The 15,189-nt window shown below is 65.5% G+C and carries 13 protein-coding genes; 7 read left to right on the top strand and 6 right to left on the bottom strand.

The features are described 5' to 3' along the window. Positions 1 to 2 precede the first annotated feature (2 nt). Together SUTH_RS14930 and pbpG are read left to right on the top strand one after the other, a co-directional pair. Complete coding sequence (locus SUTH_RS14930) at positions 3 to 1,139, top strand: patatin-like phospholipase family protein (RefSeq protein WP_041100367.1); 1,137 nt, start codon at positions 3 to 5, stop codon at positions 1,137 to 1,139. A gap of 117 nt (positions 1,140 to 1,256) precedes the next feature. After that, positions 1,257 to 2,222 carry a D-alanyl-D-alanine endopeptidase gene (gene pbpG, locus SUTH_RS14925; protein WP_041100365.1) on the top strand — a complete coding sequence of 322 codons (966 nt, stop codon included), beginning with the start codon at positions 1,257 to 1,259 and terminating at the stop codon, positions 2,220 to 2,222. A gap of 39 nt (positions 2,223 to 2,261) precedes the next feature. On the opposite strand, the gene ppc is transcribed toward pbpG, so the two are convergent. After that, positions 2,262 to 5,051 carry a phosphoenolpyruvate carboxylase gene (ppc, locus tag SUTH_RS14920; RefSeq protein WP_197539735.1) on the bottom strand — a complete coding sequence of 930 codons (2,790 nt, stop codon included), beginning with the start codon at positions 5,049 to 5,051 and terminating at the stop codon, positions 2,262 to 2,264. Positions 5,052 to 5,234: 183 nt separating this feature from the next. On the opposite strand from ppc, the gene hemC reads away from it, so the two are divergent. From hemC to SUTH_RS14900, 4 genes are all read left to right on the top strand, one after another. Then, the gene (hemC, locus tag SUTH_RS14915; RefSeq protein WP_041100363.1) at positions 5,235 to 6,173 is read left to right on the top strand and encodes a hydroxymethylbilane synthase; all 939 of its coding nucleotides are present in this window, start codon (positions 5,235 to 5,237) and stop codon (positions 6,171 to 6,173) included. A gap of 227 nt (positions 6,174 to 6,400) precedes the next feature. Beyond that, positions 6,401 to 7,183, top strand: a complete 783-nt coding sequence (locus tag SUTH_RS14910; RefSeq protein ID WP_041100361.1) for a uroporphyrinogen-III synthase — start codon at positions 6,401 to 6,403, stop codon at positions 7,181 to 7,183. Positions 7,184 to 7,217: 34 nt separating this feature from the next. Then, complete coding sequence (locus SUTH_RS14905; RefSeq protein WP_052473688.1) at positions 7,218 to 8,216, top strand: uroporphyrinogen-III C-methyltransferase; 999 nt, start codon at positions 7,218 to 7,220, stop codon at positions 8,214 to 8,216. Positions 8,217 to 8,224: 8 nt separating this feature from the next. Continuing rightward, positions 8,225 to 9,409, top strand: coding sequence for a heme biosynthesis HemY N-terminal domain-containing protein (locus SUTH_RS14900; protein ID WP_041100357.1), 1,185 nt, complete (start codon positions 8,225 to 8,227; stop codon positions 9,407 to 9,409). A 236-nt stretch (positions 9,410 to 9,645) separates the two neighbouring features. Here SUTH_RS14900 and hemF read toward each other — a convergent pair whose 3' ends face one another. The 5 genes from hemF to iorA are packed head-to-tail and all read right to left on the bottom strand — an operon-like array spanning position 9,646 to position 14,413. Next, on the bottom strand, positions 9,646 to 10,542 hold the full coding sequence (hemF, locus tag SUTH_RS14895; RefSeq protein ID WP_041100355.1) for an oxygen-dependent coproporphyrinogen oxidase: 897 nt from the start codon (positions 10,540 to 10,542) through the stop codon (positions 9,646 to 9,648). Further along, positions 10,542 to 11,042, bottom strand: coding sequence for a 5-(carboxyamino)imidazole ribonucleotide mutase (gene purE, locus SUTH_RS14890; protein ID WP_041100353.1), 501 nt, complete (start codon positions 11,040 to 11,042; stop codon positions 10,542 to 10,544). Before purE ends, hemF begins: the two co-directional genes overlap by 1 nt. Continuing rightward, positions 11,039 to 11,890 carry a bifunctional methylenetetrahydrofolate dehydrogenase/methenyltetrahydrofolate cyclohydrolase FolD gene (gene folD, locus SUTH_RS14885; protein ID WP_041100351.1) on the bottom strand — a complete coding sequence of 284 codons (852 nt, stop codon included), beginning with the start codon at positions 11,888 to 11,890 and terminating at the stop codon, positions 11,039 to 11,041. The genes purE and folD overlap by 4 nt, the downstream gene beginning before the upstream one ends. 20 nt (positions 11,891 to 11,910) lie before the next feature. Then, the gene (locus SUTH_RS14880) at positions 11,911 to 12,525 is read right to left on the bottom strand and encodes an indolepyruvate oxidoreductase subunit beta (protein ID WP_041100349.1); all 615 of its coding nucleotides are present in this window, start codon (positions 12,523 to 12,525) and stop codon (positions 11,911 to 11,913) included. Between the two features lie 7 nt (positions 12,526 to 12,532). After that, positions 12,533 to 14,413 carry an indolepyruvate ferredoxin oxidoreductase subunit alpha gene (gene iorA, locus SUTH_RS14875; RefSeq protein ID WP_052473687.1) on the bottom strand — a complete coding sequence of 627 codons (1,881 nt, stop codon included), beginning with the start codon at positions 14,411 to 14,413 and terminating at the stop codon, positions 12,533 to 12,535. Between the two features lie 278 nt (positions 14,414 to 14,691). On the opposite strand from iorA, the gene SUTH_RS14870 reads away from it, so the two are divergent. Next, a complete protein-coding gene (locus tag SUTH_RS14870; RefSeq protein WP_041100347.1) occupies positions 14,692 to 15,021 on the top strand; it encodes a TusE/DsrC/DsvC family sulfur relay protein in 330 nt (109 codons plus the stop codon). The last annotated feature ends 168 nt before the right edge of the window (positions 15,022 to 15,189 follow it).

The following is a 15,189-nucleotide window of genomic DNA, read 5'->3' as shown; positions in this document are numbered from 1 at the left end:
GCATGACGGAATCCCGTACCGCCCTGATCCTGACCGGCGGCGGCGCTCGCGCCGGCTATCAGGCCGGCGTGCTGAAGGCGATCCGCGAACTGCTGCCGGAGCCGCGGCGCAATCCGTTTCCGATCCTGTGCGGCACTTCGGCCGGGGCGATCAACGCCGCATCGATGGCGGTATGGGCCGAGGATTTCGCGGCGGGGGTGGACAACCTGTTGCAGGTCTGGGAGAACTTCAGCGCGCAGCAAGTGTATCGAGCGGATCCACTGAGCATGGGTATCTCCGGCGCGCGCTGGGTGTCGACGCTGGCGGTGGGCTGGCTGACCAGGCATTCACCACGCTCGCTGCTGGACAATTCGCCGCTGCGCCGTTTGCTCGACGACAGCCTCGACTTCAGCCGCATCGCGAAAGCCATCGAAAACCGCGCCCTGCATTCGATCAGCATCACCTGTTCCGGCTACTCGTCGGGGCAAAGCGTGAGTTTTTACCAGGGGCGCGCGGATATCGAAGGCTGGCGGCGCAGCCAGCGGGTTGGCGCCGCCGCCGAGATTTCCCTCGATCACCTGATGGCATCCAGCGCCATCCCCTTCATTTTCCCGGCCGTCCATATCAACCGCGAATGGTTCGGCGACGGTTCGATGCGGCAGGTGGCGCCGGTTTCGCCGGCGATTCATCTCGGCGCCGACAAGATCCTGGTGATCGGCGCCGGCCGGATGGCCGACGAGAATGCCCGGCCGCGCGCCGAAATCTATCCCTCGCTGGCGCAAATTGCCGGCCACGCGCTGTCCAGCATCTTTCTCGACAGCATGTCGGTCGATCTGGAACGCATGGGGCGCATCAACAATACGCTGTCGCTGATCCCAGCAGACGTTCGGCGTGAAAAGGGGATGAGCCTGAGGCCCATCGAAGTGCTGACCATCGCGCCCTCGCAGCGCCTTGACCATCTTGCCGCGCGTCATGCCAAGGCTTTGCCGTGGCCGGTGCGTACCATGCTGCGCGGCCTGGGCGCCATGAATCGAAACGGCGGTGCGCTGACGAGTTATCTGCTGTTCGAGCGGCCCTATACCAAGGCTTTGATCGATCTGGGTTACGCCGATACCCTAGCGCGCCGCGACGAGGTGCGCCAGTTCCTTGATTTGAGTTAATGTTGTCGCTTAGATCATGGGTTCAACTCCTTTATTTCTAACGATAACTGCCGATACAGCTTATGGCAGAGGGGATATCCTCTGCTAGAATGCCCGGATAGCGGGAGGAGCATCTCCATGAAGAAAGCACTACTGGTGTTGTTGGCCGCCGCAATAGTCGGCGCTGGCGTGACGCCGACTGACGTCGCGGCCGCCACCAAAAAGAAAACCGTTGCGGCAAAAAAGAAGGCACCTGGCGCAGCAAAGCTGGCCCGGGTCAAGCACACGCTGCGTGCCAAGTCAGCGCATCGCGTGACATCGCTTGACGACGCCCGGCATCTGGCCGTGCAGTCCTCTGCGGCGTTGGTGCTGGACCAGACCACCGGCGCGATCCTGTTCGAAAAGAACCCGAACGCGATCCTGCCGATCGCGTCGATTACCAAACTGATGACAGCGATGGTCGTGCTCGACGGCAAGCCCGACCTGACCGAAACCCTGGTAATCAACGAAGAGGATGTCGACGTTCTCAAGGGAACGCGCTCGCGTCTGAAGGTCGGCACGCATCTGGCGCGCGAGGAAATGCTGCGCCTGGCCCTGATGTCTTCCGAGAACCGTGCCGCCTCGGCCCTGTCGCGCCACTATCCGGGCGGGCGCGATGCCTTCATCGCCGCGATGAACCAGAAGGCGCAGGCACTGGGCCTCGCCGATACGCGCTTTCAGGACGCCACCGGATTGACGGCTGCCAATGTATCGAGCCCGCGCGACCTGGCGAAAATGGTCGATGCCGCACACCAGTACCCGCTGATCCGCGAGTTTTCGACGACGTCGGAAGGCGAGTTCAGCATCGCCGGTCGCCCTCAGCACTTCCGCAACACCAATACCCTGGTCAAGAGTCCGACCTGGGAGATCGGCCTGTCCAAGACCGGTTACATCAACGAGGCCGGGAAATGCCTGGTGATGCAGGCCTGGCTCAACAACAAGCCGACCATCATCGTGCTGCTCGATTCCTGGGGCAGGCTGACCCGCATCGGCGACGCCAACCGCATCAAGCGCTGGGTCGAGAACGCATCGCTGGCCCAGCGGCCGGGTGCAAGCGCGGGCTGAGGTTTTCCGGCCTGGCGACCGGCTGAACTTCGAGCCGCTTTAACCACTGTTGCGCAAGCCGGCCGCGACGCCGTTGATGGTCAGGTGGATGCCACGCTTCACCGCTTCATCCACGGCGCCGGCGCGATGCCGACGCAGCAACTCCACCTGCAGGTGGTTGAGCGGGTCGAGATAGGGGAAGCGGTTGCGGATCGAACGCTTCAGCAGCGGGTTGTCGGCCAGCAGTTCGGTCTGGCCGGTAATCTCCAGCAATGCCGCGATGGCCGCCTGCCATTCTTCCTTCAGCCTGGGGAAGATCGCGTCGCGCAGGGCTGGGTCTTTCACCAGTCGGGAATAGCGCTCGGCGATTGCGATATCGCTCTTGGCCAGCACCATGTCCATGTTGGAGAGCAGGGTGCGGAAGAAGCCCCATTCGCGGTTCATTTCCGCCAGCAGCGCCATGCCGGCCACGCCGCGTTCTTCCTTCCACGCGGAGATCGCGGCGCCGAAGCCGAACCATCCCGGCAGCATCAGGCGGCACTGCGCCCAGGAAAATACCCACGGAATCGCCCGCAGGTCCTCGATCGCCGTGGTCTTCTTGCGCGAGGCGGGGCGGCTGCCGATGTTGAGCGCGGCAATCTCGGAAATCACGGTGGATTCCCAGAAATAGCGCTCGAAGCCGGGTGTCTCGTAGACCATGCGCCGGTAAGCCTTGAAAGCCGTGGCCGAGAGCGTGTCCATCGCCGCGAGGAATTCCGGCCGAGGATTGTCGTGCTGATGCGGCAGCAGGGTTGCTTCCAGCGTCGCCGCGGCAAGGATTTCAAGATTGCGTCGACCCAGATCGGGGTTGGCGTATTTCGAGGCGATGACTTCTCCCTGTTCGGTGATGCGGATCTGGCCTTGGACGGCGCCTTGCGGCTGGGCGAGGATGGCCTGATAGCTGGGGCCGCCGCCACGGCCGACGGAACCGCCGCGGCCGTGGAACAGGCGCAGGGTGACGCCGTGGCGCGCAAAGACCTCGGTGAGCTTGATTTCGGCGCGGTAGAGCGACCAGCCGGACGTCAGGAAGCCGCCGTCCTTGTTGCTGTCCGAATAGCCGAGCATGACTTCCTGCAGCGCGCCGCGGCTGCCGAGCAGCCGGCTGTAGACCGGCAGGCCGAGCAGGCGATCCATGATGATGTCAGAATGTTCGAGGTCACCGATTGTTTCGAACAGGGGCACGATGTTGACGTCCAGCGCACTCTCGCTCGGCCGCAGCAGGCCGACTTCCTTCAGCAGGATCGCGAGTTCGAGGATGTCCGAGACACCGTCGGTCTTGGAAATGATCACGTTCTGGATCGCGGCCTTGCCGAAGCGCTGCTGAATCGAGCGCGCGGTGCGGAAAATCGCCAGCTCGTCGCGCGTCTCGTCCGAATAGGCGATGCCGGGAGCGGCAAGGGGGCGCGGCGTGGCGAGCTCTTCCTGCAGCAGGCGAATGCGCGCCTCTTCGTCGAGGCGCAGATAGTCGATGCCGGGACGGGCGACGGCCAGCAGTTCGGCGACGGTGCGGGCGTGTACTTCGGAGTTCTGGCGCAGGTCGAGCGGCGCCAGGTGGAAGCCGAACACCGCCACGGCGCGCCGCAGGCGTCGCAGGCGGCCGCGGGCCAGCAGGCGCGAGTGGTTGGCCAGCAGCGAGTGATGGAGGATGTCGAGGTCGGCGGCGAATTCGGCGGCAGAGGCGTAGGGCGCGGCCTCGCCGAGCGCATGGCGCGGCGCTTCGAGGCCGTCGAGCTGGCGTGCGCTGGCCGACAGTCGCGCATACATGCCGGCGATCGCGCGGCGATAAGGTTCGTCGTCGCGATGCGGGCTGTGGTCGGGCGAGCGCGCCGCGAGTGCCTGCAGTTCGTCGGAAATCTTCACCAGTACGGATGTGGGAGACAGGTCGGCACCCAGGTTGTGCAATTGATCGAGCAGGAAGCCGAGCGACTTGCGGCTCTGGGCACGCATGGCGCTTTCCAGAATCTCCGCGGTGACGAAGGGATTGCCGTCGCGGTCGCCGCCGATCCATGAACCGGGATGGAGGAAGGGCTTGAGTTCGTCACCCGGCCAGTCGGCAACCTGCTTCGTCAGATGATCTTCGAGCGCGTTGTAAAGCCGGGGCAGTTCGCGCAGGAAGGTGGTGTCGTAGAAGGAGAGGGCATTCGCCACCTCGTCCATCACCGAGAGCTTGGCCCGGCGCAGCATCCGCGTCTGCCACAGCGTCAGCACGGCGCGCCGGATAGCTTCTTCGTGCACCTCGCGCTCCTCCGGCGTGAGTTCGGTGCGATCGCGCTCATCCAGCAGCCGGGCGATTTTCCACTGACAGTCGAGAATGCTCTTGCGCTGCACTTCGGTCGGATGTGCCGTCAGTACCGGGCAGACCTCGGCGCGGGCGAAGAAGTTCGACAACGCCTTGCCGCCGATGCCGGCTTCGGTGGCGCGCTGCACCGTATGCGCGAGACTGCCTTCGCGCGATCTGGATCCGGCCAGGGCGTGGGCGCGGGCGCGACGGATGTGGTGCTGGTCTTCGGCAATGTTCGCCAGGTGCGAGAAATAGCTGAAGGCGCGCGCAACCAGCGTGGTCCGGTTGTTCGGCAAATCGGCGAAGAGCGACTCCAGGCCCTGCCGGGCGGCGGGATCGTCGTTGCGATGAAAGCGGATCGCCAGTTGGCGGATGCGCTCGACCGTGTCGAAGGATTCGGCGCCTTCCTGGTCGCGCAGCGTATCGCCGAGGAGTCGCCCCAGCAGGCGAATGTCATCGCGCAGCGGCGCATCTTTTTCAGTCGATTCGGTCATCGGCGGTCTGTGTCTGTCGGTGTTGGTTGAATTCATCATTGCCTTTGTGGGCGGCACGCGGAAAGTCGGCGCTGGCGACACGGCGATTGCGGCGGCTTGAGCGCCGCAATCGCAGGCCTGCCCGGCGTCCATGCTAAAATCGTCCGCAAAATCAAGTGATCAATTTTACTGTTCGCTTGCCTGTTTGTAGCTGATCCACGACCCATTCCAGTGAGCGCCATGCCCCCAGTTTCTGCCCCCGAACGCATCGTCATCGCCACGCGCGAATCCCGCCTTGCATTGTGGCAGGCCGAACATGTGCGCAGCCTGTTGCAGCAATTGTATCCGGCCTGCCGTGTCGAGCTGCTCGGCATGACCACGCGCGGCGACCAGATTCTCGACCGACCCTTGTCCAAGGTCGGCGGCAAGGGGCTGTTCGTCAAGGAGCTTGAAGCCGCCCTGCTCGACGGCGCCGCCGATCTCGCCGTGCATTCCATGAAGGATGTGCCGATGGTGATGGAGCCGGAGTTCTCGCTGATCGCCATCGGCCCGCGCGAAGTGCCGCTCGATGCGCTGGTGTCGGGCAAGTACGCCAGCCTGGCGGACATGCCGCCGGGCGCCGTGGTCGGTACGTCGAGTCTGCGTCGCGAAGCCCAGCTGCATGCGCGTTATCCCTATCTCGCCGTCACCCCCCTGCGCGGCAATCTCGACACCCGCCTGCGCAAGCTCGACGAAGGCCAGTTCGACGCCATCATTCTCGCCGCCGCCGGCCTCAAGCGCCTGGGTCTGGGCGATCGCATCCGTGCCGTGCTGCCCGCCGAGGATTCGCTGCCGGCCGCCGGACAGGGGGCGCTGGGCATCGAAGCGCTGGCCTCGCGTCCGGAAGTCGCGGCCTGGGTCGCGCCGCTGAATGATGCCGCCACCGCCGCCTGCGTGCGCGCCGAACGCGCCGTATCGCGGGCGCTGGCCGGCAGCTGCGAGGTTCCGTTGGGAGCCTATGCCGAAATGCGCGCAGGCAATCTATATCTGCGCGGCTTCGTCGCCTCGCCCGACGGCACGCGCATGGCGCATGCCGAAGTGACGGGCGGCCTGGTCGATCCCGAAGCGCTCGGCCTGCAACTGGCCGCCGAGTTGCGTGCGCAGGGCGCCGCCGAAATCCTCGCCTCGCTCGGAAGCTGATGTGAAACTCCTTGTTCGGAGCCCCTTGTGATGAACGCGCGCAGCGCGCCGATTGGTAACCCCCCGCGAGGGGCGAGGCGGGAATTCGCGACGCATGCGTCGCGCCGCCGCAGCCGGCTGGCTGTGCAAAGCCAGACGTGGGCCGCGGAGCGGAAGGGGGGCGGGCGACCAATCGTTTTGCGTGTTTCGTATTCGGCGGGTGGCGCTCGGCGCCTGGAGCGTTAGTTATGCCGTTGACCGGGCGCCATGTCGTGGTGACGCGCCCGGCCGGGCAGGCGGCGCATTTCGCCACGGCCTTGACCGAACAGGGAGCGATCCCGGTGCTCTATCCGGTGCTGGAAATTCGCGACATCGAAGATGCCGGCCCGGTGCTCGACGCGGCGATCCGTCTCGACAGCTTCGACCTCGCCGTCTTCGTCAGTCCCAATGCGATCGAAAAGGCGCTGGCCCTGATCCTGCCGCGCCGTTCCTGGCCCGCCGCCCTGCGCGTGGCCGCGCTGGGCAAGAGCAGCGAACGCGAACTGGCACGCAACGGCATCCATGACGTGATTTCGCCGCCCTTGCGTTTCGATTCGGAAGCCCTGCTCGAACTCCCCGAACTGACCGATGTCGCGGGCAAGCGCGTGATCATTTTTCGCGGCAACGGCGGCCGCGACGTGCTGGGCGATACCCTCAAGGCGCGCGGCGCCAGCATCGAATACGTGGCTTGCTACCGTCGCGCACGGCCGCAAACCGATCCTGCGCCCCTGCTCAAGCTGTGGGAACAGGGACGGCTCGATGCCGTGACCCTGACCAGCAGCGAAGGCCTGCGCAATTTTTTCGACATGCTGGGGCATCTCGGACAGGCCTGGCTGAAGAAGACCCCGGCCTTCGTGCCGCATGTGCGCATCGCCGCACAGGCGCAGGCCCTTGGCCTGACCAACGTCATTCCAACCGATCCCGGCGATGACGGACTGATGGCCGGACTCATGCAATACTTCGCCTCTCATGGAAACTCCAGCTCAAACTGATTCGGCGCCAGCCGCCAGCCGGTGGCGCGATGCCGTGCGCCGACCGACGGTGCGCATTGCCGCCGTCGCCATTGCCTTGCTCGTTGCGCAGTGGGTCGACACGCGCATGCAGGTCGCCGGCCTGCAACAGGAATTGGCGCGGCGCCTCGCTGACGGCGACTCCGTGGCCAAGGAAGGGCGTGCCCTGGCCCGGCAGAGCCAGGAGGCATTGGCGGCCTTGCAGGCCAAGGTCGGCGTGCTCGAAGCCAAACTGGCCGAAACGCAGAGCCAGGCCGTGGCGCTGGAGGCCATGTACCAGGAGCTTTCCAGCAGCCGCGACGAACGCCTGCTGGCCGAAGTCGAACAAGCCGTGGTGCTCGCCATGCAGCAGTTGCAGTTTGCCGGCAACGTCGAGGCCGCGCTGATCGCGTTGCAGGGCGCCGACGCGCGGCTCGCCCGCTCCGTCCAGCCGCAGTTCCTGCCGGTCAGGAAACTCATCGCGCGCGACATCGAGCGCCTCAAGGGAACGCCGGGGGCCAACATCAGTGGCTTGTCGCTGAAGATCGAAAGCGTGGTGGCGGCGGTCGACAGCCTGCCGCTGGCCTACGAGCAGCGGCCCCGGGCCGAAACGGCAAAGCCGGCAGCGGCGGCCAGGCCGGTGAGCGTCGACTACTGGCGCCAGCTGGGTGCCGACTTGTGGCGCGAATTCCGGCAGCTGGTGCGCATCGAGCGCATCGATCACGGCGATCCTGCCTTGCTTGCCCCAAACCAGAGTTTCTTCCTGCGCGAGAACCTCAAGCTGCGCCTGCTCAATGCCCGGCTGGCGCTGCTGCAGCGCGACGGCAAGGTCTTCCATGAAGAGATTCGCCAGTCGCGCGAGCAGCTCGACCGCTACTTTGACGGCCGCGCCAAGCCTGTCCAGGCGGCTCAGTCGACACTCAAGGTGCTGGCCACGACGGATGTCAGTTTTGACCTGCCGGGCCTGGCGGAAACCCTTACCGCCCTGCGCAACCTGAAGTTCGCCCGCGAGCGGGGCGCGGGCGCCGCCCGCTAGGCATCGCGATGCGCGCCGTGTTCTGGTTGCTGACTCTCGCCGCGCTTGCGGTGGGGCTGGCCCTGGCCGCCCGCTACAACGAGGGTTACGTGCTGCTGGTGCTGCCGCCCTGGCGTGCGGAGGTTTCGCTCAACCTGTTCCTGCTGCTCTGCATCGCGGGATTCTTCGCGATTTACCTGCTGGCGCGCGCGGTCAGCCATACCCTCGGACTGCCGCGCGCCGTGGCGGAGTTCCGCCGCCGGCGACAGCAGGAAAAGGCTTCCGTCGCTTTGCGCGACGCATGGCGCCTGTTGCAGGAAGGACGTTACGGGCACGCCATTCGCTGCGTCGAAAAGGCCGGGCCGGATCAGGCCGGTGCCGGCATGCTCGCGCTGGCGGGCTGGCGCGCCGCGCATGCCCTGCGCGATGCTGGGCGCATCGCGCATTGGGCGGCGCTCGTTCGCGGGCATGACGGCGCCGGGTTGCGGGCGGCGCGCCTGATGACCGAAGCCGAATTCGCCCTCGAAGAGCGGCGCTTCGACGACGCCCGCGACGCCCTGCAACAGCTTGCCGCGCGTCAGGGGAGGCACATCGCGGCCCTGCGCCTCAGCCTGCGTGCCGAGCAGGGACTGGGCAACTGGCGCGAAGTGGCGCGCCTGGTCCGTCAACTCGAAAAGCACCAGGCGCTGACCGCCGAACAGGCGGCGCCGATTCGCAGCCGCGCCGTGCGCGAAGCCCTGCGTGCCCTGCGTGACGACCCTTCCGGATTGATGCGCTACTGGCACGAACTCGATGACGCAGACCGCGCCGAAGCTGCACTGGCGCTGGAAACAGCGCGTGCGCTCTCGACAGCCGGCGATTGCCGCGAAGCCCAGCGCGTGATCGAAGACGCGCTGGATGAACGCTGGGATGCCGGACTGGTGCTGGCCTACGGCGAGTGCGGCAAGCCCGGTGAGCCCGCAGGCGATGTTCTCGGGCGTATCGCGCAAGCCGAAAAATGGCTGCAGCGCATGCCGCGCGACGGCGCCCTGTTGCTGACGCTGGGACGGCTGTGCCGCCAGCAGCAGCTATGGGGCAAGGCGCGCAGCTATCTCGAAGCCGCGCTGGCCATCGCGCCATCGCGCGCCGCGCATGTCGAATTGGCGCAACTGCTGGACCAGCTCGAAGAGTCGGCGCTGGCGATACGGCACTATCGCGCCGCAGCGATGCTGTGAAGCGCTAACGCTCATGGCACCGAGTGCTACCCGCCAAAGATGAAACACGCGAAGGGCAAATTGAAGGCCCTCCCCTCCCATCCGCTTCGCGGCCCACGGCTGGCTTTGCACAGCCAGCCGGCTGCGGCGGCGCACCGCATGCGGTGCGAAACCCCGCCTCGCCCCCTCACGGGGAGGCTACTGATTTGCTCGCTGCGCTCGGCTATCACCATGCGCTCCGAACGAGTCATTTCACGCTAAACCCAGTCGCGCGGCGGCAGGAAGTCGGTGTAAAGCTTTTCTTCTTCGCTGCCCGCTTCAGGCTGCCAGTCGTAGCGCCACTTGACGGTGGGCGGCAGCGACATCAGGATGGATTCGGTGCGGCCGCCCGATTGCAGGCCGAACAGCGTGCCGCGATCCCAGACCAGGTTGAATTCGACGTAGCGCCCGCGCCGGTAGGCCTGGAAGTCGCGCTCGCGCTCGCCATAGACGATGTCATTGCGGCGCCGGATGATCGGCAGGTAGGCATCGGTGAAATGATCGCCGACGCTCTGCGTCAGGGCGAAGCAGTGCGCGAAGGTTTCCTGGTTGAGATCGTCGAAGAAAATGCCGCCGATGCCACGCGCTTCGTTGCGATGCTTGAGGAAGAAATAGCGGTCGCACCAGCCCTTGAAGTGATGGTAGGTCGCCACGCCGAAGGGCTCCAGCGCGGCATAACAGCTGCGATGGAAATGCTCGGCGTCCTGTTCGAAGCCGTAGTAGGGCGTCAGGTCCATGCCGCCGCCGAACCACCAGACCGGCTCCTCGCCGTCCTTTTCGGCGACGAAGAAGCGCACGTTCATGTGCGAGGTCGGGCAATACGGGTTGCGCGGGTGCAGCACCAGCGAGATGCCCATCGCCTGCCAGCGGCGGCCGGCCAGTTCGGGGCGATGCGCGGTGGCCGAGGCGGGCATCTGCTCGCCCATGACGTGGGAGAAGTTGACGCCGCCGCGCTCGAACACCTTGCCGTCTTCGATCAGTCGGGAAATCCCGCCGCCGCCCTGCGGACGTTCCCACGCATCGCGCAGGAAGGGAGCGCCTTCGACGGCTTCCAGCTCGTCGACGATGCGATCCTGCAGGCAGGTGAAATAGTCGCGAACCGAAGTGATATCCATCAGAGGCCGGGCAAGCTCATCGCCATCACCTTCTCGCTCTGGCGCGCGCGGAAATCCACCAGCTTCAGTGCCAGCGCGCGGCCGTAATCGTCGTTACCCGTGGCGATGATGGCGATCGCGGTCAGCGCCGCGTTGGCCGCGCCGGCTTCGCCGATGGCGAAGGTGGCGACCGGAATGCCCTTCGGCATCTGCACGATGGAAAGCAGGGAGTCGAGGCCATTGAGGTGCTTCGACGGTACCGGCACGCCCAGCACCGGGACGATGGTCTTGGCCGCCAGCATGCCCGGCAGATGGGCCGCGCCGCCGGCCCCGGCGATGATGGCGCGCAGGTCGCGTTCCTGTGCCATGGCGGCGTAATCGAACAGCAGGTCCGGCGTGCGATGCGCCGAGACCACCTTGGCCTCGAAGGGCACGCCGAATTCCTTGAGCATCGCGGCTGCCGCCTGCATCACCGGCCAGTCCGAATCCGATCCCATGACGATGCCGACCAGTGGTTTCATTTCAGGCTCCGTTCCGCGGCTTCGAGGGTATTGGCCAGCAGCATGGTGATGGTCATGGGGCCGACGCCACCGGGAACCGGGGTGATGACGCCGGCGACTTCCTTGGCCGTTTCGAAATCGACGTCGCCGCACAGCTTGCCTTCGGCCGTGCGATTGATGCCGACGTCGATCACCGTCGCGCCGGGCTTGATCATGTCGCCGGTGATCATCTTTGCGCGGCCGACGGCGGCTACCAGGATGTCGGCGCGGCGGGTGTGGAAGGCCAGGTCCCTGGACTGCGAATGGCAGATGGTGACGGTGCAGCTCTGCGCCAGCAGCAGCATGGCCATCGGCTTGCCGACGATGTTGCTGCGGCCGACGATGACGACTTCGGCGCCCTTCAGCGGCACCTTGGCGCTTTCCAGCATTTTCATGACGCCGTAAGGCGTGCAGGGGATGAAGCGCGGGTTGCCCTGCATCAGCGCGCCGACGTTCTCGGCATGGAAACCATCGACGTCCTTCTCCGGGGAAATCGATTCGAGGATTGCCTCGGAGTCGAAGTGTTTCGGCAACGGCAACTGCACCAGGATGCCATGCACCGAGGGGTCGGCGTTGAGTTCGGCGATGCGCGCGAAGACCAGGGCCGGCTCGACGTCGGCGGCATAGACATCGCGCAGGGAGATCATGCCGGCCTTTTCGCAGGCGGCGACCTTGTTGCGCACGTAGACCGCCGAGGCCGGGTCCTCGCCGACCAGGATCACGGCGAGGCAGGGCGTGATGCCGACCGAGGTGAGAGCGGCGGCGCGCTCGGCCAATTGGCCGCGCACTTCGGTGGAGAGGGCATTGCCGTCAATAATCTTTGCGGTCATGATCGTGTTCCGTTTTCAATTCAGGCGGTGGCGAGCTGCTTCGCCACGGCTTCGCGACCTGCCGCAAAGGCGCGGCGATTGGCGTCGACTACCTGCTCGCCCTTGCGTGCAAAGCGCTTGACGATGCACGCGAGGAGGACGTCCGGCGCGAAGGGCAGGTAGTCGGCGATGGCACCGAGCATGACCGTATTGCCAAGCCGGATCTCGCCCAGTTCGCGGGCGATCGACAGGGCATCGAAGGAGACGACGCGGTGGCCGGAGGTGCGCATCTGTCCGGTCGGATCCTCGGGGTAGTCGAAGAGGCCGAGTTCGACCACCGGCGGCACCAGCTTGGCGTTGTTCACCAGCGCCAGGCCGTCGGGCCGCAGGTAGTGCGACCAGCGCAGGGCCTCGGCGCCCTCGAAGCCGAGCAGCACCTGCACCGTGCCCGGCTCGATCTGCGGCGACAGGACCTTGCGGCCGAAGCGCAGGTGCGAGGTGACCACGCCGCCGCGCTGGGCCATGCCGGCCACCTCGGTTTTCTTGACGTCGTGGCCTTCGGCGATGGCGGCTTCGGCAAGGATCTCGGTGGCCGTCATGACGCCCTGGCCGCCGATGCCGCAGACGAGGATGTTGGTGATGTCGTTCTGGCTCATGACTGGTTCATGTCTTTACGATGTGAATCGGGATGTCGCGCCGCGGCACGTGCTGGATCGCGTCCGGCGCGCAGGGCTGCACGCAGAGGCCGCAGCCGGTGCAGGCCTGGTTGTCGATATTGACGAAGGCCAGTTCGACTTCCTTGCCGGAGGGCTTGATCACTTTCTCGCGGTGCGTGACGTGGATCGCCGGGCAGCCGACCTCGATGCAGTTGCCGCAGCCGGTGCACTTGTCTTCCTCGACCAGATAGGGCCGGAAGGGCTTGAAGTCGTCGATCAGCACGCAGGGCCGGCGCGCGATGATCACCGAGGGGCCTTCGGTCTTGATTTCATCGCGGATGGTCTTGAACAGGACGGGCAACTCATAGGGGTCGACCACCTTGATCCGCTCGTTGGGCACGCCGAGCGCTTCGACCACCTTGGCCAGGTCCACACGCGGCGCTTCCTTGCCGTGGATGTCCTTGCCCGAGGCCGGCGTTGCCTGGCCGCCGGTCATGCCCGTGGTGTTGTTGTCGAGCAGCAGCACGGTGACATTGCCCTTGTTGTAGGTGATGTCGAGCAGGCCCTGCATGCCCATGTGCATGAAGGTCGAATCGCCGATCACGGCGAGGATGCGCTTGTTCTTGTCGACTTCGCCACGGCCCTTGTCGATGCCGAGCGCGACGCCCATCGTGGCGCCCATGCAGATCGTGGTGTCGAGCGCGTTCCACGGATGGCCGGCGCCGAGCGTGTAGCAGCCGATGTCGCCGGAGACGATGATGTTCTTGATTTGCGAGAGCGTGTAGTAGATGCCCATGTGCGGGCAGGAGGCGCACAGCGTCGGTGGCCGCGGAAACACCTTCAGCGGCGCGGCGGCGGGCGCCGGCGGCGGTACCGGTTTGCCGAGCAGGCGATCCACCGCCGGGATCAGCACCTGTGGCGACAGCTCGCCGATCCGCGGCAGCACGTCCTTGCCGTGGCAGGCGATGCCCGCAGCCTTGATTTCGGTTTCGAGCAGCAGTTCGGTTTCCTCGACCACCACCAGCTTGTCGCACATCGCCGCCAGTTCGCGCACTTTTTGCGGCGGCCAGGGGTAGGAAAAACCGAGCTTCAGCACCGGTGCGTTCGGAAAGGCTTCCTTGACATGCATGTAGGCCGGGCCCGAGGCGACGAAGCCGACGCTGCGGTCCGTGCCGGCTTCCAGTACATTCAGCGGCGATGCTTCGCTCACCGCGCGCAGGGTTTCGTCGCGCTGAAACAGGCTGGGGATGCGGGTCTTGGCGTGGGCCGGGACCATGACCCAGCGCTGCGGGTTCTTGACGAAACCGGCGGGTTCGTGCGCAACGCGCTCGCCGACGGTGACCAGTCCCTTGACGTGGCAGATGCGCGTGGTCAGGCGCAGCAGCACCGGCGTTTCGTATTTCTCCGAGAAATCGAAGGCGAGCTTCGTCATCTCGTAGGCTTCCTGCGAATCCGCCGGCTCCAACACCGGGATGTGCGCGAAGCGGCCCCAGAAGCGCGAGTCCTGCTCGTTCTGCGAAGAGGACATGCCGACGTCGTCGGCCACGGCGATCACCAGGCCGCCGTTGGCGCCGGTGATGGTCATGGTCATCAGGCAATCGCTGGCGACGTTGAGGCCGACATGCTTCATGGCGCAGAAGGCTCGCGCGCCGGTCATCGAGGCGCCGAGCGCAACTTCCATCGAAACCTTTTCATTGACCGACCATTCGGCGTGGAGGTCGGGATAACGCGCCACGGATTCGATGATCTCGGTGGCGGGCGTGCCGGGGTAGGCAGCGGCAACGCGCACGCCGGATTCCCAGACGGCGCGGGCAACGGCTTCGTTGCCGGAAAGCAGAAGCCGGGTAGCGGCGGCGGGGGGTGCCATTTGGGGCATTACGGCGGCCATGGTGTTCTCGCGGACAAGGGAAAAAATTGACCTGCGGCGGGGTTACCCGGTTGCGCAGGTCATCAACAGATTCAGCAGGCTGAATTATCCGGATTTGCGGGGTAGGCGTCCAGAGTAGCGTGCCCCCATTCCCTGAAGCCGCGCCGATCCAGCGGTAGGCGATAAGAATGTGAGATGCCGAACGCAGAACACTTTATGGCTAAACCAATTTTCATGACCTATAATCCGACAAAAATACTCAAGTATTACCCCTAACCCTTCTACAGAGAGATAAAACCATGATCAACGTAAATGGCCGCGAGATTGAAACCGACGCCGAAGGCTACCTGGCTTCGCTGGACGACTGGAGCGAGGAGGTCGCGCAATGCCTTGCCGAGCGCGACGAGTTGACGCTTGCCGACGAGCACTGGCAGGTGGTGCGCTGGATTCGCGAGTACTACGCCGAAAACGGCACCGCGCCGAATCTGCGCGTCATGTCGAAGCTGATCGGCGATTCGCTGGGCGAGCAGTTCGGCGACAAGAAATATCTTTTCGACCTGTTCCCTTACGGTCCGGCAAAGCAGGCGGCTCGTTACGCCGGGATGCCGAAGCCGACTGGCTGCGTATAAGCTTGGGAGTCGGCGCCGTCACCTGCCCGCGAAGCGGAATCCCAGGTGCGCAGAGCGAGCCGGCGCCGACTCCCATTCCCGCCGAATGCGGCGCATGCAATCCGTGCGTGAATCGGCGGCATAATCCCGGATAGCCGACGCCGTAAAGACGTGGGCATGCACCATCGC

It is taken from the genome of Sulfuritalea hydrogenivorans sk43H (assembly GCF_000828635.1).
Taxonomy (GTDB): Bacteria; Pseudomonadota; Gammaproteobacteria; order Burkholderiales; family Rhodocyclaceae; genus Sulfuritalea; species Sulfuritalea hydrogenivorans.
The sequence above is the reverse complement of the archived record's forward strand: the minus strand, read 5'-3'. Positions and strand labels throughout refer to the sequence as shown.

Coding starts and splice junctions, on each gene's coding strand:
- hemC (WP_041100363.1), top strand. CDS start 5,235: ATGCCCCCAGTTTCTGCCCCCGAACGCATCGTCATCGCCACGCGCGAA.
- iorA (WP_052473687.1), bottom strand. CDS start 14,413: ATGGCCGCCGTAATGCCCCAAATGGCACCCCCCGCCGCCGCTACCCGG.
- pbpG (WP_041100365.1), top strand. CDS start 1,257: ATGAAGAAAGCACTACTGGTGTTGTTGGCCGCCGCAATAGTCGGCGCT.
- SUTH_RS14900 (WP_041100357.1), top strand. CDS start 8,225: ATGCGCGCCGTGTTCTGGTTGCTGACTCTCGCCGCGCTTGCGGTGGGG.
- SUTH_RS14910 (WP_041100361.1), top strand. CDS start 6,401: ATGCCGTTGACCGGGCGCCATGTCGTGGTGACGCGCCCGGCCGGGCAG.
- SUTH_RS14930 (WP_041100367.1), top strand. CDS start 3: ATGACGGAATCCCGTACCGCCCTGATCCTGACCGGCGGCGGCGCTCGC.
- folD (WP_041100351.1), bottom strand. CDS start 11,890: ATGACCGCAAAGATTATTGACGGCAATGCCCTCTCCACCGAAGTGCGC.
- hemF (WP_041100355.1), bottom strand. CDS start 10,542: ATGGATATCACTTCGGTTCGCGACTATTTCACCTGCCTGCAGGATCGC.
- SUTH_RS14870 (WP_041100347.1), top strand. CDS start 14,692: ATGATCAACGTAAATGGCCGCGAGATTGAAACCGACGCCGAAGGCTAC.
- ppc (WP_197539735.1), bottom strand. CDS start 5,051: ATGAATTCAACCAACACCGACAGACACAGACCGCCGATGACCGAATCG.
- purE (WP_041100353.1), bottom strand. CDS start 11,042: ATGAAACCACTGGTCGGCATCGTCATGGGATCGGATTCGGACTGGCCG.
- SUTH_RS14880 (WP_041100349.1), bottom strand. CDS start 12,525: ATGAGCCAGAACGACATCACCAACATCCTCGTCTGCGGCATCGGCGGC.